Source organism: Elusimicrobiota bacterium (assembly GCA_028718185.1).
In the GTDB taxonomy this organism is placed as follows: Bacteria; Elusimicrobiota; UBA8919; order UBA8919; family UBA8919; genus JAQUMH01.
This window is the reverse complement of record JAQUMH010000001.1, coordinates 755,558-771,789: the sequence shown is the minus strand read 5'-3', so window position 1 is coordinate 771,789 and position 16,232 is coordinate 755,558. Positions and strand designations below refer to the sequence as shown.

The 16,232-nt window shown below is 38.2% G+C and carries 14 protein-coding genes and 1 pseudogene; 13 read left to right on the top strand and 2 right to left on the bottom strand.

From position 1 onward, the window contains the following. Together PHE88_03780 and PHE88_03775 are read left to right on the top strand one after the other, a co-directional pair. Positions 1 to 732 carry an SDR family NAD(P)-dependent oxidoreductase gene (locus PHE88_03780; GenBank protein ID MDD5686937.1) on the top strand — a complete coding sequence of 244 codons (732 nt, stop codon included), beginning with the start codon at positions 1 to 3 and terminating at the stop codon, positions 730 to 732. A gap of 41 nt (positions 733 to 773) precedes the next feature. Next, entirely contained in the window at positions 774 to 1,346 is a 573-nt protein-coding gene (locus PHE88_03775; protein ID MDD5686936.1) for a flavodoxin family protein, read from the top strand. Positions 1,347 to 1,734: 388 nt separating this feature from the next. Here PHE88_03775 and PHE88_03770 read toward each other — a convergent pair. Then, positions 1,735 to 3,222, bottom strand: a pseudogene (locus PHE88_03770) (ABC-F family ATP-binding cassette domain-containing protein). Between the two features lie 392 nt (positions 3,223 to 3,614). On the opposite strand from PHE88_03770, the gene PHE88_03765 reads away from it, so the two are divergent. Next, the gene (locus PHE88_03765; protein ID MDD5686935.1) at positions 3,615 to 4,022 is read left to right on the top strand and encodes an RNA-binding protein; all 408 of its coding nucleotides are present in this window, start codon (positions 3,615 to 3,617) and stop codon (positions 4,020 to 4,022) included. A gap of 330 nt (positions 4,023 to 4,352) precedes the next feature. Then, positions 4,353 to 6,182 (top strand): DNA helicase RecQ, encoded by a 1,830-nt coding sequence (recQ, locus tag PHE88_03760; GenBank protein MDD5686934.1) that lies wholly within the window; start codon positions 4,353 to 4,355, stop codon positions 6,180 to 6,182. A 148-nt stretch (positions 6,183 to 6,330) separates the two neighbouring features. Here recQ and dusB read toward each other — a convergent pair whose 3' ends face one another. Continuing rightward, positions 6,331 to 7,302 (bottom strand): tRNA dihydrouridine synthase DusB, encoded by a 972-nt coding sequence (gene dusB / locus PHE88_03755; GenBank protein ID MDD5686933.1) that lies wholly within the window; start codon positions 7,300 to 7,302, stop codon positions 6,331 to 6,333. A gap of 282 nt (positions 7,303 to 7,584) precedes the next feature. Here dusB and PHE88_03750 point away from each other — a divergent pair, with 282 nt between their 5' ends. The 9 genes from PHE88_03750 to PHE88_03710 all read left to right on the top strand — a co-directional run bounded on the left by PHE88_03750 (position 7,585) and on the right by PHE88_03710 (position 16,134). Next, positions 7,585 to 7,710, top strand: a complete 126-nt coding sequence (locus PHE88_03750) for a hypothetical protein (GenBank protein MDD5686932.1) — start codon at positions 7,585 to 7,587, stop codon at positions 7,708 to 7,710. A gap of 261 nt (positions 7,711 to 7,971) precedes the next feature. Next, on the top strand, positions 7,972 to 8,949 hold the full coding sequence (locus PHE88_03745; protein ID MDD5686931.1) for a hypothetical protein: 978 nt from the start codon (positions 7,972 to 7,974) through the stop codon (positions 8,947 to 8,949). Between the two features lie 305 nt (positions 8,950 to 9,254). Continuing rightward, a complete protein-coding gene (locus PHE88_03740; protein ID MDD5686930.1) occupies positions 9,255 to 10,925 on the top strand; it encodes a diphosphate--fructose-6-phosphate 1-phosphotransferase in 1,671 nt (556 codons plus the stop codon). Between the two features lie 222 nt (positions 10,926 to 11,147). After that, a complete protein-coding gene (gene kaiC, locus PHE88_03735; protein MDD5686929.1) occupies positions 11,148 to 12,602 on the top strand; it encodes a circadian clock protein KaiC in 1,455 nt (484 codons plus the stop codon). Positions 12,603 to 12,604: 2 nt separating this feature from the next. Further along, complete coding sequence (kaiB, locus tag PHE88_03730; protein MDD5686928.1) at positions 12,605 to 12,895, top strand: circadian clock protein KaiB; 291 nt, start codon at positions 12,605 to 12,607, stop codon at positions 12,893 to 12,895. 171 nt (positions 12,896 to 13,066) lie between these two features. Next, positions 13,067 to 14,650: an ATP-binding protein gene (locus PHE88_03725; protein ID MDD5686927.1), complete on the top strand. Its 1,584-nt coding sequence runs from the start codon at positions 13,067 to 13,069 to the stop codon at positions 14,648 to 14,650. Beyond that, the gene (locus tag PHE88_03720; GenBank protein ID MDD5686926.1) at positions 14,650 to 15,276 is read left to right on the top strand and encodes a response regulator; all 627 of its coding nucleotides are present in this window, start codon (positions 14,650 to 14,652) and stop codon (positions 15,274 to 15,276) included. Before PHE88_03725 ends, PHE88_03720 begins: the two co-directional genes overlap by 1 nt. 163 nt (positions 15,277 to 15,439) lie before the next feature. After that, the gene (locus PHE88_03715; GenBank protein MDD5686925.1) at positions 15,440 to 15,580 is read left to right on the top strand and encodes an entericidin A/B family lipoprotein; all 141 of its coding nucleotides are present in this window, start codon (positions 15,440 to 15,442) and stop codon (positions 15,578 to 15,580) included. Positions 15,581 to 15,654: 74 nt separating this feature from the next. Next, positions 15,655 to 16,134 (top strand): hypothetical protein, encoded by a 480-nt coding sequence (locus tag PHE88_03710; GenBank protein MDD5686924.1) that lies wholly within the window; start codon positions 15,655 to 15,657, stop codon positions 16,132 to 16,134. The last annotated feature ends 98 nt before the right edge of the window (positions 16,135 to 16,232 follow it).

Sequence of the window (16,232 nt, the reverse complement as noted above, 5' to 3'; positions counted from 1 at the left end):
ATGGATATTAAAGGGAAAGTTGTAATAGTAACGGGAGCTTCATCAGGGATAGGACTTGAAACAGCAAAACTGCTCGCAAAACACGGCGCCAAGCTTGCTCTTGTGGCAAGGTCTAAAGATAAACTTGAGATATTATCGAAAGAGCTGCAGGGTTCAGCAGCAATTTCTGCAGATATGTCCAAAGAAAACGATATCGGTAAAATGATAAAAAAAGTTATCGATAAATTTGGGAGAATAGATATTCTCATCAACAATGCCGGAAGAGGATATGACTGCCCGCTCGAATATACCGATATTAACGAATTTAGGAAACTTTTTGAATTAAATGTAGTGGGACCGCTTGTTGCCATGCAGTCTGTTATACCCCTTATGAAAAAACAGGGTGGCGGTATGATTGTGAATATCAGTTCAGGTACCGCTCTTATGTATCTGCCTGATATGAGCGCCTATTCATCAACAAAGCGGGCATTAAATGGGTTAACGCTCACAGCACGTGAAGAGTTGTCAAAAGATAGAATTATTGTCAGTGTGGTATACCCGTATATTACCAAGACAGATTTTGATAAAAATATGGTAAAGAGTAAAAATTATGAAGCTCCGTCAACAGAAGAAGATAATAATAACCGTCCTCCGGCTGATTCTGCTGAGTATGTCGCTGAAAAAATATTGGAAGTAATTAAATCTGAACAAGCGGAACAATTTGTTCACGATTGGATGAAAAAAATGCATTAAAATATATTGTGATTAAAATTACAGGAAATCAGGAGTAATCTATGGGAAAGAAAATAATGATACTTTCAGGCAGTCCCAAAAAAAACGGTAACACTGCAATTCTTGTAAATTGGTTTAGTGAAGGTGCCCGCTCAAAAGGTGCCGATATTGAAATAGTCCATACCGCATTTCTTAAATATAAATCTTTAGGTTGCACATCTTGCAGGAAATGTCAGAAACTGGATAAATACGAATGTGTTATTAATGACGATGCAAAATCAGTCCTTGCTAGAATGAACGAAGTAGATGTGATAGTAATGGCAACACCGTTATATTTCTTTGGAGCGAGCGCCCAAATAAAACTTATCTTTGACAGAATGTTCTCGCTATATAAATGGGACAATGAAGCCGGTACTATGGAAACGCGCTTAAAAAACAAAACACTTGTTTTAATTGCAAGTGCATACGAAGACATTGGATTAGACGCAGTTGAGAAGCCCTTTATTTTAACAGCAGATTACACCGGGATGAAATTTAAATCTCTGCTTGTTCCTAATGCAGGGGTATCTGGTGATGTACAGAAAATAACCGGTATCCGTGAAAAAGCAATTGAATTAGGAAAGATGGTAGCGTAAATCAGATATTGTTTTCCGAAGGATATCAAACAATCTCATCAATAATTTTTTTGTATTCTTCCTGGCGGGTTTCATATTCTGAAGTTAATTTTACGAGTTTATCAAAAAGTGACTTGATTTCCTGTTTGATATGGCTATTCCTTTTTGAAATATCAGTAATCTGTTTAACATCGCTTTCCATAGAAGCCTTTACCAAAACACTGTCATTCACCTTCAATTCATTTTCCAAAGATTCAATTGTTTTTTCAATTTCATTTATTTCCCTGCTTAAAGGTTTGAGTATATTATCGCGTTCTTTTGTTTTTTTTGTTTTAAGTTTTCCCAGCGTTTTTTTGTCAACCGACGGATTATTTAAATGTAGTCTTGGTTTTCCTTCGCGGGAATTACTTTCATCTTTCCATCCGACATTATCAAGAAAGTCCTGATACCCGCCTTCATAAAGACTGATTGTATCTTTGTCAAATATTACCAGTCTTTTTGCCAGCCGTTTCAGAAAAGCTTCATCGTGAGTGACCACAATAACAGAACCCTCAAATTCATCTATAGCTTCCATCAGTGCTGCACAGGAATCCATATCAAGGTGATTGGTCGGTTCATCCAGCATCAGGAGCTGGCACGGTGTAACTACTATCTTGCCAAGCAATACCCTGTTTTTTTCTCCGCCGGAAATAACTGATATTTTTTTTAAAGCATTATCTCCTTTGAACATAAGCATTCCGGCGATATTTCTGGCAGTCTGCAGGGCACATGCCGGTGAAGCGGACATAATTTCGTCTAGGACGGTATTTTCACGATTCAGTTTTAATAAATTAGGCTGGCCAAAATACCCCGTTTTTAAAATAGGATGTGTTTTTGTACTGCCTGAAAGAGGTTGCAAATCCCCGGATAAAATTCTTAAAAGAGTTGACTTCCCTTTGCCGTTTTTTCCTATAACAAATATTCTTTCTTTTTTCCCTATGTTTATTGAAAAATTCTTTATCAGGTAAGGTTCTTCCCCGGTGTAAGAAAAAGTAATTTCTGAAGCACTTTTCATTTGTGTGGCTTCAAAAGGAATGGACTTAAAAGAAAAATCAAGAGTCTCTTCTTTTTCCAGCTGTTCTTTTTCTTCCATTTTCTCAAGAAGTTTGATTTTTGACTGTGCCTGGCTTGCCATTGTCGCTTTTGCCTTGAACCGTGCAATAAATACTTCAAGCTGTTCGCGTTTAGTTTCTTCGTTTAAACGTGTTTTTTCATAAACTTCTTCTTCAACAGCCAGCTGGTTATAAAGTTTTTCGGTAGGACCTTTTACTTTTCTAATTTTTTTCCTGTGTATACCAATGGTATGGGTTGTAACACTGTCCATAAATCCCCTGTCATGGGTAATAAGTATTAATTCACCCTGCCAGGATTTAAGAAAACCTATAAGCCACCTTGACGCCACAATGTCGAGATAGTTGTTCGGTTCATCAAGAAGAAGCATTTCAGGCTGAGAAACGAGGACCTTTGCAAGGTTCAGCCTTATCTGGTATCCTCCTGAAAAAATAGAACATGGTTTGTCCATATCTTCTTTTGAAAAACCAAGACCGGAAAGAATTTTTTCAACTTTCCATGTTTCATATTTATCATCTTCGCTTAAACTGAGGCATCCTTCTTTAAGGACAGTATCCTGCGTGAAATTTATATGCTGTTCAAGATACCCTATTCTGTACCCTCTGGGTATGGAGATAGAACCTGAATCAGGCGTCATATGCCCGAGAATTAAATGGAAGAGCGTAGTTTTCCCGTGCCCGTTTCTTCCGACAAGCCCTATTTTCTCCTTCTTATTGATATTGAAAGTTATATTGTCGTAAAGCAACTGGTCACCAAAAGACTTAGTAAGATTTAATATTTGTATCATAAAGTAGTTGTGTGACTTTTCCCCCCTCAACTCTTTCTTCTCCCCTCAGGGGAGAAGATGAAAGATGAGGGAAAAATTATATTGATTTATTCTAACTAAACGCAATAGTCTGTAATTATACTAATTTTTGTAATAAAACCAAGTATTATGATAATTCACTATTGGATGTCTCGACACTATACCATCTTTTTAATATGCAGGCAGAGCAAGCTCTGCTACTACAACGTTGATGTAGTTGCCGACCTTGGTCGGCATTAAGTTGTCGTTTTCCTTGTTGTCAATTCCTACCTTGTAAGAAAACAGTTGCAAAAAAAATATAAAATAGTAGAATATATCAGCAAGGAGCAAACCATAACGGTTTGCTAAAATGCCCGAATGGGTGAGGAGGAAGAGTGAGTATTTATGTAGGTAACCTGTCAAGCGATGTGACAGAAGAGGATTTAAGGGAAGCTTTCAAGTCTTTTGGTGAAATAAAAAGTGTAAATATTATCAGTGATAAATTTACAAAACAGCCGAGAGGATTTGGTTTTGTTGAGATGATGACCGATGATGCGACTAAAGCGGCGATTGCCGGTATGAACGGCAAGGATTTAAAAGGTAAACCGCTTACGGTAAATGAAGCCCGTCCGAAAAGCGATAGCGGTAAAAGAGGTTTTGGCGGCGGCGGACATTTCGGTGGTAAAAGGGACTTCGGTGGTGGTGGCGGCGGAAACTTTAGCGGCAGAAGAAGTTTCGGTAGCGGCGGAAGCCGTGGTAGTGGAAGAAGCCGCACCGGCGGTGGCGGACACAGAGGCGGGTAAAATCGGGAGTAAAATCGGGGACGGTTCTGGTTTTAACCAGTTCAGAAAAATATATTTAAAAAAATACATATGTTCACTTGCCCCTCAACTCTTTCTTCTCCCCACAGGGGAGAAGATGAAACCTGCCTATCGGCAGGCAGGAATGTGGGGTTAGTGGACAAGTCTGCTTAAAATAAAATTTAGGAATACAAAATTCTTTTTAGAAATTGCCGTTTTCCAAAAAACGGTATAAGTTGAGTTTGGAAAGCTTGCCATAGAGGCTTCTTTTTATTCTTTAATCAGTATTGAAGGCAATACTCTTCCTTCTAAGTATTATATCCACTAATTAGCATGAAAAACCGTATTTTACAAACATTAACCAAGTACTGGGGTTATACCAGTTTCCGCGAATTTCAGGAAGAAGCAATTCTTTCTATAATGGACGAACACGATACTCTTACTGTTCTGCCTACAGGCGGAGGTAAATCTGTTTGTTTCCAGCTGCCTGCGCTTATTTCTGACGGTATGGCAGTTATTATTTCGCCTCTTATATCTTTGATGAAAGACCAGGTGGATGACCTCAAAGATATGGGTATTGCCGCTGAATGCATGAATTCCAGCCTCACCGCAAAAAGCCAATATGCGGTTGCAGAAAAAATAAAATCCGGTGCACTTAAACTTCTTTATATCTCACCTGAACGATTAATGATAGATGAAATGCGGGACCTTTTACAAAGCGTAAAACTTTCATTCTTTGTCATTGATGAAGCCCACTGCATCAGTCACTGGGGTCACAACTTCCGCGCAGAATATCGCCAACTGGGTATCATCAAAAACGAATTTAAAAATATCGCTATTCACGCTTTTACCGCCACTGCAACAGAGGAAGTACAAAAAGATATTGTTGTGCAATTAAATATGAACGCACCGCACCTCTATATCGGCAGTATTGACCGTGCCAACCTCAATTACCGTGTAGTGCCTCGTTCAGGTAACATTACCGGTCAGATAGTAAAAGTAATAAAAAAATATCCGAACGACCCCGGTATTATCTATTGTCTCAGACGCACAGATGTAGACGATATTTCAAGTAATCTTAATTCTCTTGGGTACAAAACCCTGCCATATCATGCCGGTTTGCCGGACAAACAACGAAAGCAAAATCAGGACGAATTTTCCGCGGAGAATGTCAATATTATGGTCGCTACCATTGCGTTCGGTATGGGAATTGACCGCTCAAATATCCGCTATGTTGTTCATGCCGCAATGCCAAAATCCATAGAACACTACCAGCAGGAAACAGGCCGCGCCGGTCGTGACGGGTTGAGTTCCGACTGCTGGCTTTTTTATTCCGGGGCTGATTATAGAACGTGGGAATACATGCTCAAGGATACATCCAATAGAGATGTGATGCTTTCAAAACTTAAGGATATGTATAACTTCTGTGTTCGTCCTACTTGCCGGCACCGTTATCTTGTCAATTATTTTGGACAGACTTATGAAAAGGGTAATTGTAATGCCTGCGATTATTGCCTGGGCGAAGTGGAAATGGTGGAAGATTCACTCACTGTAGGTCAGAAAATATTATCGTGCGTCGCACGCGTCAAAGAAAGGTTCGGGGCGGGTCACATAACTGATATATTGCAAGGCGACCGTACTCCGGCAGTTGAACGTTGGGAACACGACAAGCTTTCAACTTTTTCGCTGATGAATACCGAAACTAAAGTATACATCAGGTTTATGATAGAACAACTTCTCGGCCAGGGTTTTTTGCAGCGTGAAGGCGAGTTTATGACTTTAGCAATTACAGATTTGGGACACAGTCTTCTTAAAGGCGAAAAAGCCCCTGTTTTAGCAAAACCGGTTGTTGCAATTAAGAAGAAGGAAATAGAAAAAGTCCGAAAGAGCAAGCGTCTAAAAGAATGGGAAGGTATAGATGAAAAACTCTTTGAAATTCTGCGTACCAAACGTGCTGAAATCGCCCGTAAAAAAGGCGTCCCCGCATATATTGTTTTTAGTGACAAGACCCTAATTGATATGGCTTCAGTAAAACCGGTAACAATAGAACAGTTTTCTAACGTCTTCGGTGTAGGTACCGCAAAACAAAAATCCTACGGCGATATTTTTATAAATGTTATTAAGGAATATTTAGGTTTCACAGCAAAAAACCAATTTGATTAAAAAATCGGGGACAGGGGGTTGTCTGATAATTGTGTTTTTTGTCATTCCGAACTTGTTTCGGAATCTCACTTTCGACGACAGATAACTTAAGATGCTGAACCAAGTTCAGCATGACAGCGAGTTATCGGACGGCAGACAACTATTTCATTTACAATTTTCCCACGAGTTCTTCTACTTCATCGTAGGTTTTTATTTTGCAGATTTTATCGCGAATACTTCTTGCATCCGGAAAACCTTTTGTATACCACATCATAATCTTTCTTATAAAACTGGCATTACCTCTGGTTGAAGTTTTTTTATATTGAATTATGTATTTTATATGCTCTTTCATTGCATGGCCCTTCTTTTCCATATCCTTTTCTGAATCCGTAAATTTCCCTGTTTTCAAATAATCATCAATATCTTCGAATATCCACGGAGTACCAAGCGCCCCTCGTGCAACTAATAGACCGTTACAGTTTGTTTCATCAAACATTTTCTTTGCAAGTTCCGGGTTGAAAACATTCCCGCTTCCGAAAACAGGTATGGATACCGAATTTTTTACTTCCTTAATGCTTGTATAATCCACCTCGCCCGAATACATTTGAGAGCAGGTTCTCCCGTGTATAAAAATAGCCGACGCCCCGTTATCTTCAATCTTTTTGACTAAATCTGTAAGGAATGCCGAATCAGTTTTACTATAACCGGTCCTTATTTTAATAGTTACTGGTATCGGTAATTTATTAGACAATGTTTTGATTATTTCAACAAGGGTGTCCGGTGTTTTCATCAGGTAGGCGCCGGTTTTCTTTTTCAATACTTTCCTGACAGGACAGGCAGCATTGATATCCAGAAAAACAATATCAGGCACAGTATCCAGAAGTATATAAGCGGCATCAAGCATCTTAACCGGGTCACTGCCAATCAACTGTGCCGCAATTGGATTGTCCTTTGGAGTAGTTTTCAGCATCCTGAATGTCCTGGGGCTTTTCATAATCAGGGATATTGCATCCACCATCTCAAAAAAACAAAATTTTGCCCCGTATTCACGGACTGTAGTCCTAAACGCCAAATCCGTACACCCTGCCATAGGTGCCATAAGTATATTTGAAGGAATTTCCTTTTTCCCGATTTTTATCATAACGGATAGATTATATAATTATTATTTTTTTATTCAACCCATTTTTTGCATTTGCAAAAATGTCCTATGAACAGCCCGTAGTAACGGGATGGATTATTTAGTTATATGTCTTATATCTTTAAATAAAATATAATCGCAAGAGAGATAAACACACAAAACCCTTGACAAAACAGCAATAGTATTTTATAATTACACAATATTCAAGTTAAAGAGATAGGAATATTAGAACGTTGGAACACAAGAACATTGGAACAGTCTTAAAAAGAGGGGGTGACGAATAATATGAAGAAACTAGTCCTAATTATGCTTTTTGCATCAATCGTTCTTGCAGCATGTAAAGCGAAACCGGCAGAAACACCTGCAGAAACACCGGCAGCAGCACCAGCAGCAGCACCGGCAAGCAAGTAATTTATCAGATATATAATAAAAGGAAAAGCAAAGAATTTAAAACTCTTTGCTTTTCTGTTTTATAGTAAATCCTTCCGTCCCAAAAAACTGTATTCTCTAAAATCACAAACAAACATCCACTAAAGTTTAAAAAAGTTTAAAAAACACTTGATTATTTAGATAGAAATTGTAAAATCGCAATGTCAGCATCTTGCAATAAATCTTGCATTTTAATTTTACTCTGATTATGCCATATTTGAACAGAAATGATACTTTTAATATATGAAAAAAATATTAATAATTCTATTGATACTATTTAATTTAGATGCAATATGGGCAAAAGATAGTAAACCAGCAGATAGCAACCAATTTGCAATTTATCTTTCTAAGTCACCAGAATCAACATGGAGAATAATAATAAAACCCGAAGATAAGGGGCATCCAGAAGCATATGAACATCGCCCGGAAAATATTGATTTAGATAAAATACAATTAGAAGACCAACCTATTATTAAAGAAGAGGATATTGTTTGGTATGATATAAAGAATCACGATATTAAATTATCTAAAAGTTGTTTTGATAATATTTCAAAAATTAAAATACCTACAAGTGGTAGAATTTTTGCTGTTTGTGTTGGGAAAAAGAGGATTTATTGGGGTGCTCTTTGGTCGAGTTTCTCATCAATGTCATTTAGCGGTGTTGTTATTAATATTTTTCCAATTATAAATAAAAAACAGGCAGATTTTATAATGACTTTGGAGTTAGGATATCCATCTGAGGGGGCTTTTCATGGCAAAGACCCAAGAGAAAATTCTATAATAATGAAAAGATTAGCAAAAATAGGCAAATTAAACGGTGTTGTGAAATATCCAACAACAGAAGTTGTAGAAGGCAAGAAGGATGTTTCTGTTAAACCAATCAGTGTAAGTGAATACAGGCAAAATAAAAAACATGAGAGATTACTTCGTATTGATATTTTTAATACTGAAGATTTGTCTGAATATATCAAGATTTTATTAAACGGCATTTGTGTTATAGATAGACAATATAAACCATTTGGAAAGTACCCAAAGGTATCATCTTCTTATTATGATATATCAAATGAAACCTTAGAAATTGAAATTTACAGTGAAAAATCTAAAATATATTCTGGCAAATATAAACTTGAAAACATTAATAGATTTGATTGGGGTGTAGGAATAAAAAAACATGAGGACAATACAATACCATTAAAACATGATTTGCCAATGTATGAGTAATATTCTATGTACTAGAAGTTGTTCGTTTGTTGTAAGCATGATTTCTCCACTTTCTATCAGGAATCTTACAAAGAAAACTTGAGGTGATTTTGCCACATTATCTTCTCAATCGTGACAAATCTGACGAATCAATCCCTGAAAACAAAAAATCCTTGACAAAACAGTAATTGTGTTTTATAATTATACACTAATATAAGACTTTTAGCAGACTTCTTGCATTACACAGTACATATTGTTTAAAGACATTCAGATTATAGAACATAAGAACACAAGAACTTAAGAACTTTTTTTAATGGGGGGATAAAATGTCTAAACAAAAGTTGTCTGAACTTCAGGTGGCGAGGAAAAAATTTAAACCGGTTCTGCCGGCGGTGCTTAAAAATGGTGCTAAATCGATAAAACCGAAAATTGGGCAGGCGACAACAAGCGTTTCTGACCAGGAAACAGTACAGAAACTTTTCCCGAATACTTTCGGGATGCCGATGGTAAGTTTTGGTAAAGGTAAAAACCCGGTTCTTTCAGGTAAAGTTGTGAAAGTAGGTGTAGTTCTTTCCGGTGGTCAGGCACCTGGCGGGCATAATGTTATAGCAGGGCTTTTTGATGGGTTAAAGAAAGCTAATTCCAAAAACAAACTTATCGGGTTTCTCGGTGGACCTTCAGGAATTCTTGATAACAAGTGGAATGAAATAACGCTTTCTTTAATAGATGAATACAGGAATACGGGCGGGTTTGATATTATACAATCAGGAAGGACCAAAATAGAAACCCCGGAACATATTGAACAGACAAAGAAGAATTTAACTGATAATAAAATTGATGCACTGGTTGTTATCGGTGGAGATGATTCAAATACTAATGCGGCGCTTTTAGCGGAATATTTCAAAAAAGAAAAAGTGAATATAAGCGTTATAGGCGTTCCTAAAACTATTGACGGTGATTTGAAAAACGAGCAAATAGAAGCGTCTTTCGGGTTTGATACTGCGACAAAAATATATTCGGAATTAACAGGAAATATATGCCGTGATGTAAACTCTGCGAGAAAATACTGGCATTTTATACGGCTTATGGGCAGGAGTGCGTCGCACATTACGCTTGAAGTAGGATTAAAGACCCAGCCGAACATAGTGCTTATCGGAGAAGAAATTCTTGCAAAAAAAATGACCCTTTCGCAGATTGTAGAATATATAACCGATATTATTGTGAAGCGTGCGGAGTTAAAGAAGAATTTTGGTGTTATACTCGTCCCGGAAGGTTTAATTGAATTCATACCGGAAATGAAGTCGCTGATATCTGCATTGAACGATGTTTTAGCGGAAAATGAAGAAGTTCTTAAATCAATGTCAAGTATTGAAGAGAAAAAGAATTTTATCCACACAAAGCTGCCTGAAAATATAGCGGCGCTTATGATTTCTCTCCCGAGCGATATTTCGTCACAATTGATGATTGACAGAGACCCGCACGGTAACGTGCAAGTTTCTCAGATAGAAACTGAAAAACTTTTGATAGAAATGGTAAAAGTAAAATTATCAGAACTTAAAAAGAATGGTAAGTATATAGGAAAATTTTCTACAATCACGCATTTCTTCGGGTATGAAGGACGGTGCGGCGCACCTTCAAATTTTGACGCCAATTACACCTATGCTTTAGGATATAACTCGGCAGTATTAGCTCTTAACGGTCTTACCGGGTATTTATCGTCTGTAAAAAAACTTGTAAAGAAATCCAGCCAGTGGGAATGTGGCGGGGTACCTCTTACAATGATGATGAACATAGAAAGAAGAAAAGGCAAAGAAAAACCGGTCATTAAAAAAGCACTGGTTGAACTTGAAGGTCTCCCATTTAAAACTTTGCTAAGCAACAGGGATAATTGGGCAATAACAGAAAGTTACGTTTACCCCGGGCCTATTCAATACTTTGGTCCCTATGAAGTTACAGACATGACAACCATAACGCTTAAATTAGAAAAGCGCGGTTAGGGGAAAAGGTGTTTGTTGTACTAGCTCAATAATTAGGTAACTTTAATGTTGACTAAAAGGTATTTGATAATTGTAGTTGTCGTAGACCCTTGGCGTGCTTTATATGTGCTTGCCAAGGGCAAGCGACTACAACTTAAGAAAATTTTACCTAAATAGTGAGAATTAACATCTGTTCCCTTTGTTTCGATTATTTTTTATACGATTTTTTAGGAGGGAAAAAGTATGGGTAAATCAGCAAAAAGTGCAAAAGTAGCGGATTTTAAGTTGCTAAAGTGTCCAACCGGCATACAGGGTGTAGATGAAATTACATTCGGTGGATTGCCTCATGGACGAACTACGCTTGTATGTGGTAATGCAGGGTGCGGAAAGACGCTATTTGCGATGGAATTTCTTACCCGTGGCGCAAATGAGTTTAACGAGCCGGGTGTCTATATGTCATTTGAAGAGAATGCTGAAGAATTGACAAAGAATTTTTCTTCACTGGGATTTGAATTAAATAAACTTATCAAGCACAAAAAATTAATTATTGATTATGTTTTTATTGAGCGCAGTGAAATCGAGGAATCAGGCGAGTATGACCTTGAAGGATTATTCGTAAGACTTGAGCATGCAATTGATTCTATCGGCGCAAAGCGGGTAGTGTTGGATACCATCGAAGCGCTTTTTTCGGGATTAAAAAATGAAAATGTCCTGAGAGCCGAACTAAGAAGGCTTTTCCGCTGGCTTAAGGCGAAAGGTGTTACAGCAATAATAACGGGAGAACGCGGCGATAAAAGCCTGACAAGATACGGCCTCGAGGAATATGTTGCCGATTGCGTTATTCTCCTGGACCATAGGGTAACTGAACAGATTTCAACCAGACGTTTTAAAATAATAAAATATCGCGGTTCAATACACGGTAGCAACGAGTACCCGTTTTTGATTGATAAAAAAGGTGTATCAGTACTTCCTGTCACTTCATTGGGATTAGACTACCCGGTATCTTCTGACAGAATATCATCCGGGATAAAAGGTCTTGATGAGATGCTCGATAAAAAAGGATATTATCGTGGCAGCGCCATTCTCGTTTCCGGCGGTGCAGGAACAGGGAAAACAAGTTTTGCCGCTCATTTCGCTGATTCTGCATGCAGTCGCGGAGAGAAATGTCTCTTCTTCGCTTTTGAAGAGTCGGAAAACCAGATTATCCGAGATATGAACAATATAGGCATCAACCTTAAAAAATGGATAGATAAAGGCCTTTTGCATATTGCGGCCTCTCGTCCTGCGCTTTTCGGGCTAGAGAGACACCTTGTGAACGCACACAATATGATAAATGAATTCAAGCCCAATGTTGTGGTGTTCGATCCGATATCTAATTTAATGAATTCAGGCACACTCATCGAAGCACAAGCAATGTTGACCCGACTCATAGATTTTTTGAAGGCTGCTCAAATAACCCTTCTCATAATAGACCTGTGGGGCGTACGTAGTGGAATCGAACAGACAGATATCGACATCTCTTCCCTATGCGATTCCTGGATCAGGCCGCAGAATATGGAAAGAGGTAATGAGCGTACCCGAATCATAAGCATCCTGAAATCACGTGGTATGAATCACTCTAATCAGATAAGGGAATTCTTAATAACCGATAAGGGTGTGCAGATAAATAATGGTCAAAAAAGCAAAAGGGGGGTCTAAAGATGGCTAAGCAAAAAAAAAGATGGATACTAAAGTTGTATATTGCCGGTCAGACAACCAAATCGATAGTGGCATTTGCTAATATAAAGAAAATATGCGAGGAGCATCTCAAAGGAAAGTATTCAATTGAGGTAATTGATTTATTAGAGAATCCCAAACTTGCTAAAGGGGACCAGATACTGGCTATTCCAACGCTTGTAAAACAATTACCGCCTCCCTTAAAGAAGATTATAGGCGATTTCTCTAATACACAAAAAGTTCTTATTGGTTTAGATATAGTCTCGAAAACTTAAAATGCGTTAGTGCCTCATTAAACAATATTTATTATGTTTGTCATCCTGAACCGAAGGTGAAGGAACTTGTCCTTACATTACACAAGAGATTCTTCGTCCCTGCTTCGGGACTCAGAATGACAGACAAGGTTACTTAATAGGGCATTATATACTTTGAAAGGAATTGTTAGTATGCCGAAAAAAAATATAAAAAAAACTCTCGAACGGAAGATTGGAAAAAAAGGACAGGAAAAATATATTCTAAAGCTTTTTGTGGCAGGATTAACTCCGAAATCTCAAAGAGCGATAGCGAATATAAAGAAGATATGCCATGAATACCTTAAAGGACGGCATGAGCTTGAGATAATCGATATTTATCAGAATCCGCTCTTTGCCAAAGAATGGCATATTATTGCAGCGCCTACCTTAATTAAGGAGTTTCCTGAGCCCTTACAAAGATTTATTGGCGATATGTCAAATACCGAAAAGCTTCTTGTGGGCTTGGATTTAACGTCAAAAGAAAAGAATAAGACACTCGAAAATGAGAACAGAAAAGAAATCACCACAGGAACTTTAAAGGAAAACGAAAATTTGCGTCTTAGGCTCAATGAAGCAGAAGAAACTCTAAATGCTATACGAAAAGGTAAAGTTGATGCGATTGTCGTATCCGGTCATAAAGGCAAAAAGGTCTTTACTTTTAAAGGCGCTGATTATGTATATCGCATTCTTATAGAGACCATGAACGAAGGGGCAGCTGTACTTTCTCCCACTGGCACAGTGATGTATTGTAATAAGTGCCTGTCGGAAATGTTTAGGGCTCCGATTGAAAAAATTACCGGCAACTCAATAAAAAAATTTATTCAACCGCAGGATATTCCTATATATAATTCAATTATATCGCAAGGGTTACGGGGGACAAGTAGCGGTGAAATTACGTTTAAGAGAAGAGACGAAACATTTTTATCGGTGAATGTCTCTTGCAGCTCTTTAAAAATAGATAATGTCGGAGTCTGTATGGTTTTTACAGACTTAACTTTAAAGAAACAGAAAGAATTAGTGATTAACACACAGAGAGAGGAGCTTTTGCACGTTACCAGGGTAGGAAAACTTGCAGAATTTGTCTCGTCTTTGGCTCATGAAATCAGCCAGCCTCTTACAGCTATTCTTTCTTACTCTCAGGCTGCCCATCGCATGCTCGCAGGCAGGGAACCTGAACTACGGAAGATTATGTCGTACATCATTAATGATGATCAGCGGGCAGCTAAGGTTATTCAGCGATTACGCTCACTGTTAAAGAAGAACACACCCGAAATGAATCCTATTGATATCAATACTCTTGTTAACGAGACTGTGGGTCTTATTGCAACTGATGCTACCGTAAGGAACATTTTTTTAAAACTTGAGATGGAGAGTGGTCTTCCACTTATCCACGGTGACCGGATACAACTGCAACAGGTCCTCCTGAATCTTATAAGCAACAGTTTCGATGCAATGGAGAGCAATCGAGGCTCTCGTGAAATATTGATTCGTGCATCACGTAAAGATACTGATATGATTATGGTGGCGGTAAAGGATTCCGGATGCGGCATTCCCATACGCAATATGCCTAAGCTCTTCACTCACTTTTTTACCAGCAAACCGGATGGTTTGGGTATGGGATTGTCTATTAGTCGTTCCATTGTTGAGTCGCATGGCGGGCGATTGGATGTGAAAAACAATCCAGATCGCGGTGCAACCTTTTATTTTACCATTCCTGTGGGTAAGAAGGATACTTAATGGATAATCTCAAACCACTTATATATGTTGTTGATGACGACGTCTCAATATGTAGGGCACTAACCTTATTGTTAAAATCACACGGGTTCAAAGTAGAAACATTTATACGAGCAGCAGACTTTCTGGCATATAAGCATCCCAATCTGCCGTCATGTCTGGTCTCGGATATCCGCCTGCCGGATATAAACGGGCTTACTCTTCAGGAAGTAATGGCGCAAAGGGGGATTTCTATCCCCATTATCTTTATCACAGGGCATGGTGATATTCCGATGAGCGTGAAAGGTATGAAGGCAGGAGCTGTTGATTTTCTTCCCAAACCTTTTACCAAGAAGAAACTACTTGGAGCCATTACGCAAGCCATCTCAAAAAGCAAATCTCAAAATAAACAACAAGCCGAAATATCAAAAATAAAACGGCGCATCAAGACTTTGTCTCCGCGAGAACTGGAAGTTTTTATACTTGTAGCCAAGGGTATGTTGAGTAAACAAATTGCCTACAAGCGTGGAACTGCCCTTCAAACCATCAAGGTTCACCGCGGTCGTGTCATGAAGAAAATGAAAGCTGAAACAGTAACAGAACTTATCCATTTTGCCCAAAAAGCAGGCATTACTTCCTCCAAAGCATAACCGATCTTCAATTTTTCCCATACAATCTCACTGATTCAAGCGACTATCTTATAGCAAACCAATGTTGTAAAAGGTCTATTATACCCAAGTTCAATTGACCGCTTTCTTAATATCCCATATAATGCAAAAATAGGAGGAATTATGTTTCAAGGAGTGTGACAATATGAAAAGGAACTTTTTTTTTATTTTTGTAGTTTTAGTCTTAACTACCTCGCTCATGGGTTGTAACACGATGAAAGGCGCGGGAAAGGATGTAGAGAGCGTAGGGAAAAGTATTCAAAAGACTGCTAATGATAATGATTAAAGCAGGATTTGAGATTGTTCAATGTGATGAAAGGCAAAGTGTGGTAAAAGCTTAAAATAAGGGAGGTAATTGAGATGAGAAGTCAAAAGTTGGTTTGTTTGTTTCTTGGATGTTGCATCTTGTTTTTTGCATCTTTTGTTTTCGGAGAAGTTTCAAAAGGTGATTTGGGAATTGGGGTGAATTATCCCGGAGTCGGAGTGAGGTATTTTTTAAGCAATAAAATATCTCTGGAGGTGAAAGGTCAGTTTGACAAGGACATCGTTATCGGCGGTTTAAGAGGGTATTATTACTTTAAATCCGTAGATAAACTTCTACCTTTTGCAGGATTAGAAACAAACTTTGTAACATTCACTGGTGATGACAGCAAAGGAACAGGGTTTGCGGGAGAAGTTTTCGTCGGAGGCGAGTATTTTTTTGCGAAAAGTTTTTCGGTTCAGTTAGATTTAGGTCCTGCGTATGTTTCGCTTAAAGATACGAAAGATACAACTGAGTCGGTGAGCGGTCTGGAATATGTGGTTAATTTTGGGATAAATTATTATTTTGGGAAAAAATAAAACCACAGATGAACGTGGAAATGTCATTCTGAATCTAAGGCGAAGAACGGAGCCCTATGCACTGAGTGTAGCGAATGTGTTCAGCATGACATGATAAT

Coding starts and splice junctions, on each gene's coding strand:
- PHE88_03740 (MDD5686930.1), top strand. CDS start 9,255: ATGTCTAAACAAAAGTTGTCTGAACTTCAGGTGGCGAGGAAAAAATTT.
- PHE88_03710 (MDD5686924.1), top strand. CDS start 15,655: ATGAGAAGTCAAAAGTTGGTTTGTTTGTTTCTTGGATGTTGCATCTTG.
- PHE88_03750 (MDD5686932.1), top strand. CDS start 7,585: ATGAAGAAACTAGTCCTAATTATGCTTTTTGCATCAATCGTTCTTGCA.
- PHE88_03780 (MDD5686937.1), top strand. CDS start 1: ATGGATATTAAAGGGAAAGTTGTAATAGTAACGGGAGCTTCATCAGGG.
- PHE88_03745 (MDD5686931.1), top strand. CDS start 7,972: ATGAAAAAAATATTAATAATTCTATTGATACTATTTAATTTAGATGCA.
- recQ (MDD5686934.1), top strand. CDS start 4,353: ATGAAAAACCGTATTTTACAAACATTAACCAAGTACTGGGGTTATACC.
- dusB (MDD5686933.1), bottom strand. CDS start 7,302: ATGATAAAAATCGGGAAAAAGGAAATTCCTTCAAATATACTTATGGCA.
- PHE88_03775 (MDD5686936.1), top strand. CDS start 774: ATGGGAAAGAAAATAATGATACTTTCAGGCAGTCCCAAAAAAAACGGT.
- kaiB (MDD5686928.1), top strand. CDS start 12,605: ATGGCTAAGCAAAAAAAAAGATGGATACTAAAGTTGTATATTGCCGGT.
- PHE88_03720 (MDD5686926.1), top strand. CDS start 14,650: ATGGATAATCTCAAACCACTTATATATGTTGTTGATGACGACGTCTCA.
- PHE88_03725 (MDD5686927.1), top strand. CDS start 13,067: ATGCCGAAAAAAAATATAAAAAAAACTCTCGAACGGAAGATTGGAAAA.
- kaiC (MDD5686929.1), top strand. CDS start 11,148: ATGGGTAAATCAGCAAAAAGTGCAAAAGTAGCGGATTTTAAGTTGCTA.
- PHE88_03715 (MDD5686925.1), top strand. CDS start 15,440: ATGAAAAGGAACTTTTTTTTTATTTTTGTAGTTTTAGTCTTAACTACC.